At 43.2% G+C, this 16664-nt stretch carries 16 protein-coding genes and 2 pseudogenes; 4 read left to right on the top strand and 14 right to left on the bottom strand.

Annotated elements, in window-relative coordinates:
* Window positions 1–13 precede the first annotated feature (13 nt).
* From HRE53_RS31200 to HRE53_RS31185, 4 genes and pseudogenes are all read right to left on the bottom strand, one after another.
* Window positions 14–133 (bottom strand): annotated as a pseudogene (locus HRE53_RS31200) (type II toxin-antitoxin system RelE/ParE family toxin); the annotation flags it as partial.
* A gap of 46 nt (window positions 134–179) precedes the next feature.
* Window positions 180–650 carry a hypothetical protein gene (locus HRE53_RS31195; RefSeq protein ID WP_235112237.1) on the bottom strand — a complete coding sequence of 157 codons (471 nt, stop codon included), beginning with the start codon at window positions 648–650 and terminating at the stop codon, window positions 180–182.
* A gap of 151 nt (window positions 651–801) precedes the next feature.
* Window positions 802–1671, bottom strand: coding sequence for an ArdC-like ssDNA-binding domain-containing protein (locus HRE53_RS31190; RefSeq protein ID WP_235112236.1), 870 nt, complete (start codon window positions 1669–1671; stop codon window positions 802–804).
* 72 nt (window positions 1672–1743) lie between these two features.
* Window positions 1744–1965, bottom strand: a complete 222-nt coding sequence (locus HRE53_RS31185; RefSeq protein ID WP_212667288.1) for a hypothetical protein — start codon at window positions 1963–1965, stop codon at window positions 1744–1746.
* A gap of 277 nt (window positions 1966–2242) precedes the next feature.
* Between HRE53_RS31185 and HRE53_RS31180 the strand changes: the two genes are divergently transcribed.
* On the top strand, window positions 2243–2455 hold the full coding sequence (locus HRE53_RS31180) for a hypothetical protein (RefSeq protein WP_235112233.1): 213 nt from the start codon (window positions 2243–2245) through the stop codon (window positions 2453–2455).
* Between the two features lie 252 nt (window positions 2456–2707).
* Here HRE53_RS31180 and HRE53_RS31175 read toward each other — a convergent pair whose 3' ends face one another.
* The 6 genes and pseudogenes from HRE53_RS31175 to HRE53_RS31150 all read right to left on the bottom strand — a co-directional run.
* Window positions 2708–5143 carry a tetratricopeptide repeat protein gene (locus tag HRE53_RS31175; protein ID WP_235112231.1) on the bottom strand — a complete coding sequence of 812 codons (2436 nt, stop codon included), beginning with the start codon at window positions 5141–5143 and terminating at the stop codon, window positions 2708–2710.
* A gap of 87 nt (window positions 5144–5230) precedes the next feature.
* Entirely contained in the window at window positions 5231–5659 is a 429-nt protein-coding gene (locus HRE53_RS31170) for a hypothetical protein (protein WP_235112229.1), read from the bottom strand.
* A 434-nt stretch (window positions 5660–6093) separates the two neighbouring features.
* Window positions 6094–8124, bottom strand: coding sequence for a tetratricopeptide repeat protein (locus HRE53_RS31165; RefSeq protein WP_235112473.1), 2031 nt, complete (start codon window positions 8122–8124; stop codon window positions 6094–6096).
* Window positions 8125–8238: 114 nt separating this feature from the next.
* Window positions 8239–9156: a triacylglycerol lipase gene (locus HRE53_RS31160; protein WP_235112228.1), complete on the bottom strand. Its 918-nt coding sequence runs from the start codon at window positions 9154–9156 to the stop codon at window positions 8239–8241.
* A 268-nt stretch (window positions 9157–9424) separates the two neighbouring features.
* On the bottom strand, window positions 9425–9715 hold the full coding sequence (locus HRE53_RS31155) for a HigA family addiction module antitoxin (protein WP_235112227.1): 291 nt from the start codon (window positions 9713–9715) through the stop codon (window positions 9425–9427).
* Window positions 9715–9801 (bottom strand): annotated as a pseudogene (locus HRE53_RS31150) (Killer protein); the annotation flags it as partial. The pseudogene HRE53_RS31150 and the gene HRE53_RS31155, both read right to left, overlap by 1 nt.
* A 240-nt stretch (window positions 9802–10041) precedes the next feature.
* Between HRE53_RS31150 and HRE53_RS31145 the strand changes: the two are divergent.
* Window positions 10042–10650 carry a hypothetical protein gene (locus HRE53_RS31145; RefSeq protein WP_235112224.1) on the top strand — a complete coding sequence of 203 codons (609 nt, stop codon included), beginning with the start codon at window positions 10042–10044 and terminating at the stop codon, window positions 10648–10650.
* Between the two features lie 493 nt (window positions 10651–11143).
* Here the strand turns inward: HRE53_RS31145 and HRE53_RS31140 are convergent, their stop codons facing one another.
* Complete coding sequence (locus HRE53_RS31140) at window positions 11144–11437, bottom strand: hypothetical protein (protein ID WP_235112222.1); 294 nt, start codon at window positions 11435–11437, stop codon at window positions 11144–11146.
* A gap of 590 nt (window positions 11438–12027) precedes the next feature.
* Here HRE53_RS31140 and HRE53_RS31135 point away from each other — a divergent pair.
* Complete coding sequence (locus tag HRE53_RS31135) at window positions 12028–12423, top strand: hypothetical protein (RefSeq protein ID WP_235112472.1); 396 nt, start codon at window positions 12028–12030, stop codon at window positions 12421–12423.
* A gap of 123 nt (window positions 12424–12546) precedes the next feature.
* Here HRE53_RS31135 and HRE53_RS31130 read toward each other — a convergent pair whose 3' ends face one another.
* From HRE53_RS31130 to HRE53_RS31120, 3 genes are read right to left on the bottom strand one after another with little or no spacing between them, the layout of a single operon-like run.
* Entirely contained in the window at window positions 12547–13218 is a 672-nt protein-coding gene (locus HRE53_RS31130) for a VWA domain-containing protein (RefSeq protein WP_235112471.1), read from the bottom strand.
* 4 nt (window positions 13219–13222) lie between these two features.
* Window positions 13223–14005 carry a hypothetical protein gene (locus HRE53_RS31125; protein ID WP_235112470.1) on the bottom strand — a complete coding sequence of 261 codons (783 nt, stop codon included), beginning with the start codon at window positions 14003–14005 and terminating at the stop codon, window positions 13223–13225.
* Window positions 14005–14547: a hypothetical protein gene (locus HRE53_RS31120; protein WP_235112469.1), complete on the bottom strand. Its 543-nt coding sequence runs from the start codon at window positions 14545–14547 to the stop codon at window positions 14005–14007. The genes HRE53_RS31125 and HRE53_RS31120 overlap by 1 nt, the downstream gene beginning before the upstream one ends.
* 133 nt (window positions 14548–14680) lie before the next feature.
* On the opposite strand from HRE53_RS31120, the gene HRE53_RS31115 reads away from it, so the two are divergent.
* Window positions 14681–16432 carry a lipoxygenase family protein gene (locus HRE53_RS31115; RefSeq protein WP_235112467.1) on the top strand — a complete coding sequence of 584 codons (1752 nt, stop codon included), beginning with the start codon at window positions 14681–14683 and terminating at the stop codon, window positions 16430–16432.
* Window positions 16433–16664 lie beyond the last annotated feature (232 nt).

Genomic DNA, 16664 nt, shown 5'->3' with positions numbered 1-16664 from the left:
GTCATGATTATGCAGCACTATTTAACACTTGTAGCTGTAACCTCAATCGTGTCTGGTGTTTGGCTTGGATGCCCACAGTTGAGCCAGTCTCGAAAAAACGCTTAAGTCCTTTGTGGCGAAAGCTTTTAATCATGTCACTATCATAATATGTATGTTGTACAGTGTGCAATATTTAGGCACTAAACAACTTGTAGATGTCGTTTTTTGACGGTTTTGGGTTGGAGAGAGGCAACCACTCGGGCGTACTGTGCGGGGTATTCCTGGGGGCTGCGGAGGTAAGTGAGTGCATCAGCCATTCGAGACCCGATCCAATTCCAATGGATTTCCTCGTCGGTTTGGTTGATTGAAAGCCCTTCAAAGGTCTCGAAGTACTCAGACCCATGTTGCTGCATCATTCGATTAGCTTTAGCCATCACGGAAGCGTAGCGGTTTTTATCATCCTGTGAGGCTCGGGGACACTTCATGGACTGCAATTCACGCATGGCGCGAAATAGAGATAGAAAGCCTGTGCTGCGCTCTTGGATCACCTCATCCCAACGGCAAGAAGAGTATTCGATGCGGTTTGCTGAGTTCTCAGCGAATCTCAAGGCTTCCCGATATTGGGCGACTCTAACAGTGGTGAGGGTAGTGGCTTTGGGAAAGTATGTCATCGGTTTGCCTCTGTCTTTCAAAATAATAATTATAGCATATATATGCTTGGGTTCAAGCATATTAGCTCACTATTTACACTGATTTACGATCTTAGATTCTCTCTAGAATCTGTTTTTTATGGGTGATTAATGGCTTACCCAGGCCAGCGGATTAGGTAATTGCTAAAGCTTTAGATTCAGTTGAGGTAGTGCTTTCAACTCCCTCAATAATCGCCTTAACGGTTTTTGCGATCACACTCATTGACGCTTTGAACTGCTCAAGTGCCTGATCGCTTTCCCGGTTCCAACAGTTGATGTATGCAAACGAGCGTTTCTGATCCTCAGCAACTCCAAAGTATTGCGTCACGCAGTAGGCGACTGACTCAGCTTCTAGCTCCTTAGTGGATGTGGGGGTGTGGTCGCAATACTCAGCCGCATTATGCATGAGGGCATGGCCTAGCTCATGGGCAAGAATGCTAGCTCTCAGCTCTACACTGAGCAGTGGGTCAACCTGAATCTCTATGCCACTGGGCTTGTAGATACAGACCCCGTAAGCCCCAGGATAGGCTTGCTCAAGCACCGTAAACCCTTGAGCTTCCCCGAAGGCTTTGAGGTTCCGGTATAGCTCGGCCTCAGTGGTCTGAGCCTTGACATCTGTTTCCTGTAATTCTTCGCCATCGGTTTGGCTAACATCAAAAACGCTTGCAGTCTTAAAGCCAAAGATTTGCCAAGCTTTATCCCCTGTTTTTTCATCCTCGACTTTCTTCTTGCAGGGAGCGAGGATGACGATCCCTTTCTCCCCTTTGCGAACTTGTCTCCCGTGCTTCTGCCAAGCTCTGTAGCCTGCCACATGGCTAGCGTCTGGGTATTGGCCGTAAATCAGCATCGAGTTTTTGGCAGAGTAGTTATAGAACTTGGAATGGAAATCGAGGTATTTTCTCCAGTCGGCTTCAGTTGCAATATTCAGAATTCCTTGCTCTAGTTTTTCGAGTGCTGCTTGTTGCTTGGCTTGGGCTTTTTCGCGATTGGTGTGAGTGGTCATAATATTTATTCCCTGTGTAGCGAGTGGGTTTAGATGGAGCGAAAGGAGCGGGGCAGAGATGCCCCAGAGAGACTATTCGATTCTTAACGGGGTGCCATCTGAGAGATAACCCACAGCCACCCCATCAATGCGGCCCATGCGGCCTAGAAGAGTGCAGGAAGGGGCCTCGCCATCGCTAGCAACTTCTTCGACTAGATCCTGTGAATCTTCGCAATCTTCCATTGCGGCGAACAGGTTGGGATTGTTGAACTGAAGATGAAGCGTAAAAATCGATGTTTCGGCTAAAGTAAGCATAGTTATTGCCTCTGATTGTGGTTTTAACTCGGGCATCGCTTGAGATTGGTAGTCGTGAGCGATGCCTTTGTTTGTATGTAATCATTATATCATCTATACGCTTGAGTTCAAGCGTATAAGCTTAGCATTTACACTAGTTTACATTATCAAAATCTCTATGGATTTTGTATTACCTAACTTTTCCTCATATTCTCTTTTAGAATCAAATATGCTTGAACTCAAGCTTATTTTTTTCTTATTTATGCTAATCTGATTCTGTGTATTTTATGAATTGGATATGCCTAGAAATCCGAACCCCACATTTGACCACTTGAAGCCGTTGCCCAGAGCTGATGATTCAACGGGTAAGCTTTCCAAGTCAATTAGTATTCGTCTGGAAGAAGAAGTATATAAAGCCTTAGAAGAGAAGTATTCTGAAAGAGGAGAACTTAGAGCGTGGCTAAGGAAAGTTACGCGAGAGGCAGCAGAAAAAGAAGGGCTGCTGAGTTAGGGATTGCGATCTCAACCCTGATACCATCCCCAAAAATCACACCCATCCCAAAAACTCCAATAATGCAGCATCCCCAAATAAAGGCAGGGAGCAGAGCAAAGGCACGGCTTTGTGATGGCGACATTGCCGATCTGAGGTGAGCTAAGCTCTTGCTCGTTTCGGGGGCAACTCTCGAATCATCTCAGACTAATCTTCGACTCAACACCAGCCCCCGGAACATGCCCAGTGGCTAGCGTCTTTTCTTTTTTTAATTTAATCTTTCATTTGTTGACGCAAAGTATCTAAATTTTGCTTCAATGTGACTGTATTGGGGTGTTCGTTGCCCAAGAGCTTCTGTGCCATCTGTAGGGCTTGGACCAAGAGGGGTTCGGCTTCGGTGTACCGTCCTTGGTTGTAGTAGAGTGCTGCCAGGTTATGGAGGCTTAGAGCGACAGAGGGGTGTTCGTTGCCCAAGAGCTTCTGTGTCATCTCTAGGGCTTGGACATAGAGGGGTTCGGCTTCTGAGTACCGTCCTTGGTTTTGGTAGAGTTCTGCCAGGTTATTGAGGCTAGTTGCGACATTGGGGTGTTCGTTGCCCAAGAGCTTCTGTGTCATCTCTAGGGCTTGGACCAAGAGGGATTCGGCTTCGGTGTACCGTCCTTGGTTTTTGTAGAGTAAGGCCAGGTCATTGAGGCTACTCGCGACAGAGGGGTGTTCGTTGCCCAAGAGCTTCTGTGTCATCTCTAGGGCTTGGACCAAGAGGGGTTCGGCTTCGGTGTACCGTCCTTGGTTGTAGTAGAGTGCTGCCAGGTTATGGAGGCTTAGAGCGACAGAGGGGTGTTCGTTGCCCAAGAGCTTCTGTGTCATCTCTAGGGCTTGGACATAGAGGGGTTCGGCGTCTGTGTACCGTCCTTGGTTGTAGTAGAGTTCTGCCAGGTTATTGAGGCTAGTTGCGACATCGGGGTGTTCGTTGCCCAAGAGCTTCTGTCTCATCTCTAGGGCTTGGACCAAGAGGGGTTCGGCGTCTGTGTACCGTCCTTGGTTTTTGTAGAGTGCTGCCAGGTTATTGAGGCTAGTCGCGACAGAGGGGTGTTCGTTGCCCAAGAGCTTCTTTTTCATCTCTAGGGCTTGGACATAGAGGGGTTCGGCGTCTGTGTACCGTCCTTGGTTTTGGTAGAGTAAAGCCAGGTTATTGAGGCTTTGAGCGACATAGGGGTGTTCGTTGCCCAAGAGCTTCTGTCTCATCTCTAGGGCTTGGACATAGAGGGGTTCGGCGTCTGTGTACCGTCCTTGGTTGTAGTAGAGTGCTGCCAGGTTATTGAGGCTAGTAGCGACATCGGGGTGTTCGTTGCCCAAGAGCTTCTGTCTCATCTGTAGGGCTTGGACATAGAGGGGTTCGGCTTCTGAGTACCGTCCTTGGTTTTGGTAGAGATGAGCAACCCAGAGGGTGATAGTCGCAATATCTTGGTTTTCTTCACCCTTCTTTTCTACAACCTGTTTGAGGCATAGCTGCATCCAAGGCAAGGCTAATCCATAGCTACCTTGACCCTCATAAAATCGACAGATCCCTATGTAGGGCATGGTCAGGTCATCCTCATTCAGATGATCAACCCACACCTTCACAACTTCTTCTAGATGGGGAATACTAACCCTCATCTTCTCAATCACATCAAGCGTTGGACGGTTATCAATGCCTTTAGCGATGTCAAGCATCACGTTGCAAAATGCTTCCTTGAGTCGCTGCCCATCATCTGAATGCTCATTCAGCTTGACCCGAAAAAATTCCTGTACGATTTGATGGAGCTGATAGGTGTCTTGCTCTACCCGTTTAAGCAAGCTATTGTCGATTAACCCCTCATCCCTAATATCTTCAAGGTCATCCTTATCCTGTTCTGATAAGCAGTTCTCAACCAAAGACCAAGGGATAGGAGCAACAGCAAACATCCCCAATAAACATGCGAGTTCTTGTTGGACTTCATTCAGCTCTATCCAACTTAATTCAAGGGCCTTTGCTACCCCCAACTCAGCCGTCATTCCCAATTCAGTGGCTTTGAGAGCCTTTGTTTCCAGCTTTTTAGATTCCAGCCGTTCAGCAAGTTTTTGAATCGTCCAATCTTTCTTTTTCGCTAGGAATCGTCCCAGTAGCTCTAGGCCAAGAGGTAGATTGCCCACCTTGTGACAAAGCGCTTCTGTAAACGTAAGCTGAGACTCGATTCGGTCACTGCCAACAATGGATTTCAGTAATGCAATCGCAGCCTGATCAGTGAGTTGTTCAATCTCAATTTGAGTCACAGATGAACCAAGATTGATGCGTGTGGTAATCAGGATCTTGAATTTCTCAGAAGGGGGTGGGAGATAAGAAGAGACTGCATCATAGTCGGTGACATCATCCAGAATAATGAGGGTATCTGCTTCTGGCCATCGTTGCCAGGTGAAGGCGACTTGCTCATCAATTTCTAGTTCATCCGGTGGCTTGATGCCTAGATTAGCTTTGGCAAAGCTGATAATTTGGGTGGCAATTTCTTGACCTCTGGCCTGAAGCCAACAAACGCCACCGGGATAGAGTTGTTGGTTGAAGGAAGAAATCGCGTACTGAAGGGTAAGCTCTGTTTTACCGATACCACCCATGCCTTTGACTCCAGTGATACCAATACGCTCGTTGTTTTGGAGCTGGTTTTGAAGTCGAGTGAGCAGATCCTCCCGACCCACGAAAGCAATTGCACCACTACGGGGAAGGTTATTGGGGGTATGGATGTCGGGATTTAACTCTGTCCGGTCCCAGTCGGACGACTCTAGTCAAGTGGTCTTATTGATGGTGATGTTCTCGCCTTGAAAAACCTCTCCACCTGAAATACTGTTTTGGAAGTTGGTTCCACCGTAGTTATTTTGAACTTGGGTGTTGGTGTCCTTGCTGATATGAATATTGATTTCTTGGGCTATCTGTCGAAGTTCTCCAGCAAAGGCTTCATCTAGCATTTCCACGCCTAGTAGAGTAGCAACAGTTTCAATTGCATTCTGATCCCCTGACTCTGCTTGGTTTAGTGCCTGTTCAGCCGCGTCATGTTTACCCCGCAGCCTATCCCAAATCTTCTGACGAAGCTCGCTCATCTTAGCTATTGCTTCAGCAGTGAACTGTTTTGCTGCTTCACCAGCGCTGGATTTTAGGAACTCTTGAAAGGCGAGATTGGCAATTACTGCGGCTGTCAGGGTAACGGGTTCAGTCATGGCTTTATTTCCGGCAGATATCACTAAATTATCTGGGAAAAACTACAAATTTACGTGGTTCTTCAGCTTGATTTGAGATTCAGTAGATTGATTGATAGGAAGCTACTATCAAAAAATAGTGCTACTAATTCCTTAAAGAGTTTATTTTTCTCTCAGAAATAGTGCATCTAGCTCTATAAAATCTTTTCTTGAGTATCATTACTTACGAATTAGCAGAATACTCTCTGAAATTGGTTTGTAGCGATTCAAAGTTGTGCAGCTAATTCTATAAATTGCTCATTCTTGTGCGTATAAAGAATTAATGGACATCTGAGGTTCGCTAAACTCTTGTTCGTTTCGGGGGGTGCCCACTTTTGCATCATCACAGACCAATTTTCGACTCAACACCAGCCCCCGGAACATGCCCAACGGATAGCGTATTTTCTTTTTTTCATTTAATCCTTCATTTGTTGACGAAAAGCATCTAGATTTTGCTGAACCGTGACTGTATGAGGGTGTTCGTTGCCCAAGAGCTTCTGTGTCATCTCTAGGGCTTGGACAAAGAGGGGTTCAGCGTCTGTGTACCGTCCTTGGTTTTTGTAGAGTAAGGCCAGGTTATTGAGGCTACTCGCGGCATAGGGGTGCTTTTTCTCCCATACCTTCTGGTATATTTCCAATGCTTCTAGATAAAGAATTTCTGCCTCCTCATACCGTCCTTGATCTTCGTAGAGTGCTGCCAGGTCATTAAGGCTAATAGCGGTATATGGGTGCTCCTTACCCAATCGATTTCTTAACATTTCCACAGTCTGGTGCAAGAGAGGCTCGGCCTCCTCATACCGTCCTTGGCTCCTGTAGAGAAATGCCAGGTCATTGAGGTTACTAGCGATATATGGATGCTCCTTGTGCAAGAGCTTCTGCCTCATTTCTAGGGCTTGAAGAAAGAGAGGCTCAGCCTCCTCATACCGTCCTTGGCTTCTGTAAAGAAATGCCAGGTTATGGAGGCTATCAGCGATATATGGGTGCTCCTTGTGCAAGAGATTCTGTCTCATTTCTAAGGCTTGAAGAAAGAGAGGCTCAGCCTCCTCATACCGTCCTTGGTTGTCGAAGAGTAAAGCCAGAGTATTGAGGCTAATAGCAACATCAGGGTGTTCCTTTCCCAATAGATTCTGTCTCATTTGCAGTGCTTGAATGCAGTGCGTTTTTGCCTCCTCATAACTACATTGTTTGATGTAGAGTCCTGCCAGGCTATGGAGGCTAGTCGCGACATCGGGGTGTTCGTTGCCTAATTTCTGTCGAGTCTGTTCAAGACATTTTTGATACCAAGGTAAGGCTAATGCATAGTTACCTTGCCCTCCATAAAAGCGACCAATACCGACATAGGGCCACATCAATTCATCATTACTGAGGTGGTCAATCCACTGTCTGGTTAGCTCCTCCAGATGGGGAATACTGGCACTCATCACTGCAATCACATCAAGTGTTGGACTGTCATTAATACCCTTAGCAACACCAACCATTGCTGTGCAATAAGCGGCTTTAAGGGATTCCCCTTTGTCAGTGCGCTCATTCAACTTAATCCGAAAGAACTCCTGCACAATTTGATGGAGTTGGTAGGTACTCTGTTCTACTCGTTTGAGTAAGTATCTAGCAATTAAACCTTCATCTCTGATGTCTTCTAAGTCATCCTTATCCTGATCTGATAGACATCCTTCAACCAAATGCCAAGGAATAGGGGCAATTGCAAACATCCCTAATAAACAAGCGAGTTCCTGCTCTGCTTCACTTAGCTCTACCCAACTCAACTCTAGAGCAGCAGCTACTCCTAACTGAGCCGTCATCCCTGACTCAGTTGCAGTCAGCGCTTTCGCTTCAAGTCTCTTGGATTCAAGTCGCTCAATTAGTTTTTGACAAGACCAATCTGGCTTTTTAGCTAATGACCGTCCTAGCAGCTCTAGTCCAAGGGGCAAGTTACCGACCCAACCACACAAAGTTTGTGCATCTTCTAATTGAGACTGAACCCGTTTTTGTCCAATCAGCTTTTCTAGTAGTGTTAGTGCGCTCTCATTATCGAGTTCTTCCAGGCAAAGAGAGCGAACAGATCCACCAAAATCAAGTCGAGTGGTGATCAGGACTTTGAACCGTGGGTTCGATAGAGGAAGACAGGAGGCAACAAGCTCATACTCAACCACATCGTCAACAACGATTAAAACCTCCCCTTGGGGCCATCGTTGCCAAATGAAACTGACCTGGGCCTCTACTTCCAGATCATCTGGGGGTTTCATTCCCAAATTGCTTTTAGAAAAATCAATAATCTGGGTGGCGATTTCTTGATCTCGCGACCGCAACCAACAAACTCCACCCGAATAGAGATTTTGGATTAAGGACCGTTGAGCATATTCCCAAGCCAGTTCAGTTTTACCAATCCCTCCCATCCCTTCAAGTGCAGTGATGGCGATTCGCTGGTTACTTTGCAGTTGCTCATGCAGTTGGTTGATCTGGGAGTCTCGACCGACGAAGGTGACTGCCCCACTTGGAGGTAGATTGTTGGGTATATCGGTAGGGGGATGTAACTTTGTCCGGTCCCAGTCGGACGACTCTAGTCAAGTGGTCTTATTGATGGTGATGTTCTCGCCTTGATAGACCTCTCCACCAGATATCTCATTATTGAACTGAACTCCAATGTGATTTTCTTGAACCCTTTTTGTTGGATTTGATGGATCTTGTATCTTTGATGCTTGTGTTGCAGTTAAATTGCAGGTGTTTTCAAAATCTTTGATGAATCCAATCAGTAAGCGATGTTGAACGGCGTCTTTGCTCTCTGGTCTAGCGATTGTGATGTGATCTGACCCAGGGACTTTAAACGATTGCCCAAAATATTTAGCTCCTGAGAATGGTTCCACAATTTGTTTTTTAATGCCCAAGAAACGAGTGATTTTAAGGGATAAATCCTCAATGAGTTCTTTCCCGATGATGTTCAATCTATTCGTATCTTTGAGGTTAATAAAATCTTTGTCTAAATCATTGAGCCAAACATTATTCTGGGAAAACTTCAACGCCTTTGCTTGTGTATGCCCCAAAAATGCTGATATAAGACCCAGCATATTGGCATATTCAGAACCTAATGAGGGTGATGCTATGAGGAATAAACCAATATATTTTAGTCCTTTTTCTATTAAGTTTGATTCTTCTCTAACCAGAAAGCGCCTAGCGATAATACCTCCCATGCTATGGCACACAAAGATAACTCGATCGCTATCCAAGACCTTATCAAGATTAGATATATGCTCATTTAAGGAATCAACGATATCCCCCAAACTATAGGAGCCTGTATTGAATCCAGTTCGATAGGAAAACAAATAGATTCCTATCTCTTCTAATCCACCTTCAGCTTTTAGCAATTCTGGCCAGTAAGCACCTTCTTTAGTTCTCCAACACTCATCACTTGAGTTAATTCCATGAATGAACACCACGTTGAGACCATTGTTTGATTTTCTCAACCATTGACCTTGCTTAGTCATGTTTTAGCACCAGATGTTGAATATGAAACAGGAATCATAGAAGCGGCTTTCAAGGTCAAGGGTTCTGTCGTAGCTGTATTTGGGTCAAATATCAGTTAATTATCTGGGAAAATCCTTGTTATTACGCGATCCTTCAGCAAGATTTGAGATTCAGGCAACTCGATTGGAAGGATGTAACCATTGACCTTGGTGCAGATTATTAAAAATCCACAGAGAATCTGTATTACCTAGCTTTTTATTTCTTGCTCAAAACCTGTTGCGGTGTTAGCTAAACCTCAACAGCTAACCGCTTCAACTCAGCATGATCATTTTCTTGCTGTGCATTCCAAATATCATGATCGGCCTGCATTCGCATCCAGGTTAGCGGCTCCAGGCCCAAAACCCTAGACAGCCTCACGGCCATATCAGAACTCAGGGAAATTTTGCCATTGACCAGCCTTGAAAAATTACCGGGGCTGATCTCTAAAGCATTTGCAACATCAGTCAGGGTCCATTCATTCGGTTCAATAAACAATCCTTGAATGACCTCGCCGGGGTGGGGTGGGTTATGCATCAACATCAGTGGTAGTCCTCGTAATCAAGTACAACAACGTCGCCATCTGTATATTCAAAAGTGAGTCTCCAATTTCCGCTGACGCGAATCGCCTATCCCAACTACCTGCCTTTACTGACAGGCCTTGCATCCCACTAGTGAACTTAAAACAGCCTTGTTTCGAGATATTATCAATCAACCCATACAACATAGTGATAGCAGGTTTAGTTACTTCATTCTCTATTCTGGGCAAAATATTAAATATCAATTTAAGTCTGAGATCAGCATGACGGATCTTTCTAAATGCTCTCAACTGTTATAGAAATTTTAGATATTTAGTTTGGGAGAGCATTGTGGAAATCATTGCGACAGCAGCATTACACAGTACAGGTCAAATTGCTGGACTATTGAATACCTATCTCCAGCAAATTAGTTTGGAGAAAGAACATAAACATGAGAAACGCTTAAAGGAATTAGAACTGATCAATAATTCCGACATGAGAAATGCGTATGCTCAACAGTTAATTTTGGATAAGTTCCTGCGTCCCATCGAAGAAGCTAATATTCTCCTGCAAAATATGGCGATGTCTGCTCAAGACTTAGCTGAGTCGATCTGCTATTATCATGTACACCATAATGCAACCTATGAGCAAGCTAGAGAGATTGCTAAAGAATTCCGAGGACTGGCAATTAAACTAACCAGAGCGGACTCATTAGATGAGCTTAAAGATTTATACGAAGCATTGACTATTTTTGCTCATGAAGTGGGTGAATTCAGGCACCAAGAGCGTAAATACTCTATTGAACGTCATGTCCGTAGGCATCTCTTAGATCCTTTAAACGCTGTGATTGGAGAAGCAAAAAATTTCCAATTGAGGGCAGCTTTTTCAATGACTGATGAGCAACTACAAAATTTACAAACCCCACCCAAGTCTTTGATACCTCAACAAGAAGAGACATGATTATTTCTCTTTGTTGCAAGTTTCTGAAAGAATCTGGAGCTTAGATTGTTGATAAAACTCTTACTTATCATGAATTTCTAGCGCTTCTGTATTAACCTTGGCGAAATAGAAATAGCTCTTAGACCCTAGAAAAAGACATTCTGCTTGGTTAGACATTACTTTGCGATCTCAGCCCTGATACCATCCCCCAAAATTGCACCTATCCCGCAAAATTCTAATAATGCAGCATCCCAAAATAAAGGCAGGGAGCAGAGCAAAGGCACGGCTTTGTGATGGCGACATTGCCGATCTGAGGTGAGCTAAGCTCTTGCTCGTTTCGGGGGTGCCCACTTTCGCATCATCACAGACCAATTTTCGACTCAACGCCAGCCCCCGGAACATGCCCAGTGGTAAGCGTCCTTTTAGGCAAATATATATAATTGAGAGTTTCTAGTATTCAAAGATAAGATTCAATATTAAGCGAAGAGATGGGTACAATAATTTAAAAAAATATTCATGAATACAAAGGAAAATCTATAAAATCTAATGCAATAAATACTATTATTTCTGAAATAAAATAAAGATATTCAATTGGATCAATTATTATGTTTGAGAAAATTTCATTAAGATTAATGAAAACAGCATTATTGATATGTTCGGGTATATTGTATTTTTCTACTGCTAATAAAATTGCAGATGAAATTATCCATTTACCTAGCATATATTCACAATTAGTAAGTATGTCTTTTGCTTTGCCGATGCTGGCAGCAATAATAATTTTACTTATGTCTATAGGCATAGAAATCATACCTGTATCTATCTATTTAAGAACAGAACTTGGAGCCAATAAAATTTTTTAGTGCTCTACTAGACTTATTTCAAAAAAACTGAAGCTGACACTCTTTTAATTAAAAAGATAGAGAGACTAGAAGATAACCTCCAAAAAACATGTAAATGCTGAAAAGCAGAAGGCAGTTGCTCTAGTATATGCTAAAGAAAAAATCAAATAAGCTTGAGATTTTACTTTTTTTCAATTTTGTTCACTATTTTAGTTTTTTTTAGGTTTGAGATCTGGCGAACGATAGATAAAACTAACCTCATAGTAACTATTATAGTTATGTCTATTTGTTTCGTAGCTTTATGTATCGATAGAGTAATCCTTGAATACAGAATAAACTCAGGCTTCTTTGGAACCAATGAATACGAAGCAAAGAAACTTCTTTTATTTATAATTCAAAATTCTAATAACTGGGAACCACCTAATGATGGTGATCGGAATAGGAAAATTTTTTCCTGAAAAAAACAAGCAGCGATAATTTTTCTATTAATGAAGGCTTGTCTGGAGAAGGGATAGCATGAAAACGGATAAGGCTACTGAATGGGGCGGAAAAGCACTAGATGCCATTTTTTTTAAAATATCCTTTTACAACGGCAATGGGCGCAATCTTTGGAATACTTATTAATGGATTTATACCAAACATCACGAACGAATATTTAAAGTTAGAATTTCCAGATTTCCCAATATATCTCTGGATACTACTTGGAGTCTTTACATTTAACCTAAAAAACTTGTTGTCTCCAAATAATATTCCAGACAAATATGACGAAGTTTTCCAGCTAATAAATCAAGCGAAGAGAGAAAGCAATCTGTCAGAATTAGAGTTTAATCAGTACTATAGAATGCTTATTCAGAGAGCAATCAAAGGCACAGATTTTGATAATTTATCAGAAGGGATTGAGAAAACCAAGGAGATTGAAGAAATTGAAAAGAAGATTTCAGAAGCTAATTCATAGAATTATCCTCATTCTTGTAGCAAGGGAAGCACGAGAAATTTCAATCTCTGAAAGACTTGACTGTAAGATATTCGATTCACCTAAGCTCCCCTTTTTCGTTTTTTCTCTGATATTTTTTGCCAACTAACAAGCCGTAAACACAGCCCCCAGCTCCTCAAAATTCCCTTCCGCGTCAATTACCCAAGCTTGGCTAGCCAAATCTTTGAGAGCATTTGACCATCCCCACTCTGGTTCAATCTCCAACAAGAAGAAATTAGTTTTCATTTTCTCTAAAGAATCTGAGTACTCTTGCAAGAACACAGAACTCAGTGGCGCAATCCCATCGGTGATAAACACGATATCGGCCTCACTATAATCGTCATCCTGCTCAATGATGTCTCTGGCTTTCTCCAGTGGAGCTTGAAACTTGGTTCCTCCATTAGTAGGACTCGTGATCAACAAACGGATCAGCTGTTCAATATCCTCTTTGGGATGAATCTCGATAGGCTCATAGCAAACAGACTCAAACCGAACCACTGACACCACCCGATCCTGTTCATTCGCCAGCTTCACCAATGCCACGATCAGCGCTTTTGACCATAAATCCCGGCTTACTCTCTCTTTCATCGACCCAGAGCAATCCAAGCAGATCACCATGGGGACTTTCCCCTTCTCTTCTGGGGCCTGCAAATCATTCTGGAATAGCTGACCCTCTAGAAAGTCTCGATAAAAACTCAGTTTCTGCCTGGAATCTGACAGCCTTCCCAACTCTTGAGGCAGGATTTGAGAAACATCATTCCCCGTGGTAATCCCCACTAGTTCACCGTATCCCGTCTCCCGTCTCGGCCTGATGCTGTCGGCGTTTACGGTTGGCAGTCTCTAAGGCATTACCAGCAAGATCTAGAATCTTTTTAAGCTGTGGGTTCTCCTCAATCAAAGCCGCAAGCTTTAGCTTCTCTGCCGTGGGTGTAGGATTCCGATCACCTGATTCATTCCCCCAGCTAATCCCCAGAGCTTCCAGCTCGTCTTTTTTCTCCTGCACTTCCCCCTCAGCATCCTCAACACTCTCGCCAATGCCTTCCCCTTCCTGGTCTTCTAACTTCTGAGCAAAAGCTTGGGCTGCTTCAGACATGGCCTGCCCTTGGGCTTGGAGGTCTTGAAATAATTCCTCATCACCCTCCCTTTTAGCTTTTCGGGCTTCAGCTCTCAGGGTATCCAGCTCATCTATCTCCTGATCACCACTAGCATCCTTAAGCTGTCTGTGCAGATTGGTAATCATGGATTGTGCGGCGATTGCTGCCCCTAATGGATCACCCGCACAGGTCAAGGTGAGATTTTGAAATTCTTCAGATTCACTGAGCTGATCATGCAATACTCTCGCCCATTGATGCTCGGGCTTTTCCGGTAACCAATCAGGATCAGGGGAGTAATAGAGACGGTGAAATACTTCTAGAGCAAAGCTGTTTAGGGTTCTGATGTTGGTTTCTGAGGTTATCTCCACCATCGCTTGATTGGACTTGAGATAGTCTTGCCAAAACAGCTTTGAGGTTGCACTGACTTCGGCTGTGATCGGGTTTAATTCTGTCTTGAGCTGGGTATACATCAATACAAGCCTTCAACTAGTTCACTGACTCGCTGTGCTTTCGCCTGTAGGTCGGCCTCTGCCTTCGTTTTCTGACTGGCTCCATTCCTGCATAAATCAGCTTTGACTTTCGCCATACTCTGACTGAGATTTGTGAGCTGGGTTCTAGCGAAGTCTGCGGCATTCACATGATCGGTATGACCCAGACTTGAGTTATTCAACTTTTGTTCTAGTCTTAAGACTTCACTTTGAGCGGCTTGGGTAATGCTCGATAACTCCTTTTTCGCGATGGGTGCGGCTGTTTCAATCAGTCTTTTTATTTCCCTGATTTCCTCGATCTTGGACTTCCAGCAGCACTGGGGTAATAGCTCGTGGATATGCTCTAGGTATATCTGTGAATCTCCCTGGACATACGCAAAGCACTGAGCTAATTGCAGCAATTTTACTCGTCGTCGGGCACTGATCACAAAGCCATCACGGATCAGGGTGTGGATAATCTCAGTTATATCGGTAGCTGAATTATGCAAGAGGTCTATGAAGTAAGCACTACTAGATTTTTTCATCTCAAACGTACTAATTTCTGAAAATTTCTTTGTTAAGGAAAATATAAATTGTTACTACTTGCATAAACTTTCTCTTTTCGTCAGAGGGGTTATGAGAATACTTCAAGTGAGTACAAGGTTTAAAGCGGTTCTTATGTTTCCAAGTCTCCCTCAGAATGATAATGACACTAACTCACGTAACGAGGCCTTACAAAAGCAAAGAGAAAAGTACAACTTCAATCCTGCCTTCATGCCTCCACTGGCATTGATTGATGAAGTCCCATCAGAGGAAAATTTCTCGGTAGGTTACTTAGCAGATAGGGCTATCCAAGCTGCAGATCTCCCACCTAATATGCTTGCAGCTAGGGCTCGAACTTTGTTTGACCCCTTTGATCATCTCGAAGACTATGATGACCTGTTTACGATTATAAAATCACCAGCAATTACCAATACATATCAGACCGATAGTTCTTTTGCAGAACAGAGACTATCAGGTGTGAACCCAATGGCAATCCGTCGATTGGGAAGAGATCATGAGAATGATAATACTCTTTATGCTGCTATTCGTGACAAAATCAGCAATATTTACGAAGGAAAGCTTGACTTCAATACAGCCATAAATGATGGAACATTATATTGCACCAATTACAGTGATTTGAAAGCTGTAAAAGGAGGTACTTATGAAAAAGGTCATAAATACCTACCTCGTCCTTTTGCAATTTTTCATTGGCAAAGCAGTGGATATGGAGATAGAGGAGAATTAGTACCTATTGCCATTCAAATTGATGTCACTCAACCTGATAGTAATATTTATACTCCTTTTGATGAGCATGAACAGTGGTTTGCAGCTAAATTATGTGTGCAAATTGCGGACGCTAATCACCATGAAATGTTTAGCCATTTAGGTTGGACTCATTTTGTTATGGAGCCTTTTGCTATCTCCACTGCCCGACAGCTTGCAGAGAACCACCCCATCAACATTTTACTCAAGCCTCATTTTAGATTCATGCTTGCCAATAATTTCTTTGCTAGAGGCACCTTGATTGCTAAAGATGGTCAAGTTGATACGCTTTTAGCTGGAACACTTAAAGAATCTCTAGAATTGGTTAAAGACTCATATCGGAACTGGGATTTATTTAAATTTTCTTTTCCTCAAGAACTAAAAAGTAGAGGAATGGATGATCCTAATAAACTTCCACACTTTCCTTACAGAGATGATGGCCAGTTATTATGGAATGCTATACAAGAGTTTGTCAGCGACTACGTTAATATCTTTTATAAGGCTGATGACACTCCTCAGACTGATGACACTACTCAGGCAGATGACAATGTCAAAGGTTTCGTTAAAGATGATGTTGAGTTACAGACATGGGCAAAGGAACTAAGCGGAGAGAATGGCATTGATATTAAAGTTCCTGGTATGCCAACATCCATCTCTTCTATCAAACAGCTTAAGGAAATATTGACCACTTTAATTTTCACTTGTGGGCCTCAGCATTCAGCAGTGAACTTTCCCCAGTGGGATTATATGGCTTTCGTAGCAAATATGCCTTTTGCAGCTTATTCAGATCCAGATAGACTAGCTACTCTAAACAAATCAGAGGTACAAGATATCGATGAAAATTGGCTGCTAAAGTTTTTGCCACCCTTTAAGCCAACAGCAGGCCAATTGGAGATCACATATACTCTGGCAGACTACCGCTATGACAAGCTAGGCCACTATGGTCAACATTTTGAGCAAGCATATAAAGGTTCAGACTTTGCAAGCGCTGTTCAAGTTACCATTGATGATTTTCAGCAACAATTAAACAAAGCTGAGAACAAAATTGATCTCAATAACAAAAATAGAGTCGTTCCCTACCCCTTCCTTAAACCCTCTTTGGTGATCAACAGTATTAGTATCTAGTACTCAGTAGCAAGAGGGTTCGTCTTTCTACTATGAAGACGAGCCCTCTTGAGCAAATTTCTCCAATGTTTTGATTCATACTCAAGATCCAGAAATCTAAGCTAATGTAATTCTCAAAGTTCCGCACAGAATCTAAATAGCCTAGGTAATATAAATTCTCTACAGTTATTGAAAATATTCTTAGGATCAGAAGCCAGCTACGGGATCAACTCCACCCTGGGCTGCTGCTTTC

The sequence above is a fragment of the Acaryochloris sp. 'Moss Beach' genome (assembly GCF_021497025.1).
In the GTDB taxonomy this organism is placed as follows: Bacteria; Cyanobacteriota; Cyanobacteriia; order Thermosynechococcales; family Thermosynechococcaceae; genus Acaryochloris; species Acaryochloris marina_A.
The sequence above is the reverse complement of the archived record's forward strand: the minus strand, read 5'-3'. Positions and strand labels throughout refer to the sequence as shown.

What these genes read in the sequence shown, in the direction of transcription:
- HRE53_RS31195 (WP_235112237.1), bottom strand. Translation starts at nt 650, where the DNA reads ATGACATACTTTCCCAAAGCCACTACCCTCACCACTGTTAGAGTCGCC.
- HRE53_RS31190 (WP_235112236.1), bottom strand. Translation starts at nt 1,671, where the DNA reads ATGACCACTCACACCAATCGCGAAAAAGCCCAAGCCAAGCAACAAGCA.
- HRE53_RS31185 (WP_212667288.1), bottom strand. Translation starts at nt 1,965, where the DNA reads ATGCTTACTTTAGCCGAAACATCGATTTTTACGCTTCATCTTCAGTTC.
- HRE53_RS31180 (WP_235112233.1), top strand. Translation starts at nt 2,243, where the DNA reads ATGCCTAGAAATCCGAACCCCACATTTGACCACTTGAAGCCGTTGCCC.
- HRE53_RS31170 (WP_235112229.1), bottom strand. Translation starts at nt 5,659, where the DNA reads ATGACTGAACCCGTTACCCTGACAGCCGCAGTAATTGCCAATCTCGCC.
- HRE53_RS31160 (WP_235112228.1), bottom strand. Translation starts at nt 9,156, where the DNA reads ATGACTAAGCAAGGTCAATGGTTGAGAAAATCAAACAATGGTCTCAAC.
- HRE53_RS31155 (WP_235112227.1), bottom strand. Translation starts at nt 9,715, where the DNA reads ATGTTGATGCATAACCCACCCCACCCCGGCGAGGTCATTCAAGGATTG.
- HRE53_RS31140 (WP_235112222.1), bottom strand. Translation starts at nt 11,437, where the DNA reads ATGATTTCTATGCCTATAGACATAAGTAAAATTATTATTGCTGCCAGC.
- HRE53_RS31135 (WP_235112472.1), top strand. Translation starts at nt 12,028, where the DNA reads ATGCCATTTTTTTTAAAATATCCTTTTACAACGGCAATGGGCGCAATC.
- HRE53_RS31125 (WP_235112470.1), bottom strand. Translation starts at nt 14,005, where the DNA reads ATGTATACCCAGCTCAAGACAGAATTAAACCCGATCACAGCCGAAGTC.
- HRE53_RS31120 (WP_235112469.1), bottom strand. Translation starts at nt 14,547, where the DNA reads ATGAAAAAATCTAGTAGTGCTTACTTCATAGACCTCTTGCATAATTCA.
- HRE53_RS31115 (WP_235112467.1), top strand. Translation starts at nt 14,681, where the DNA reads ATGTTTCCAAGTCTCCCTCAGAATGATAATGACACTAACTCACGTAAC.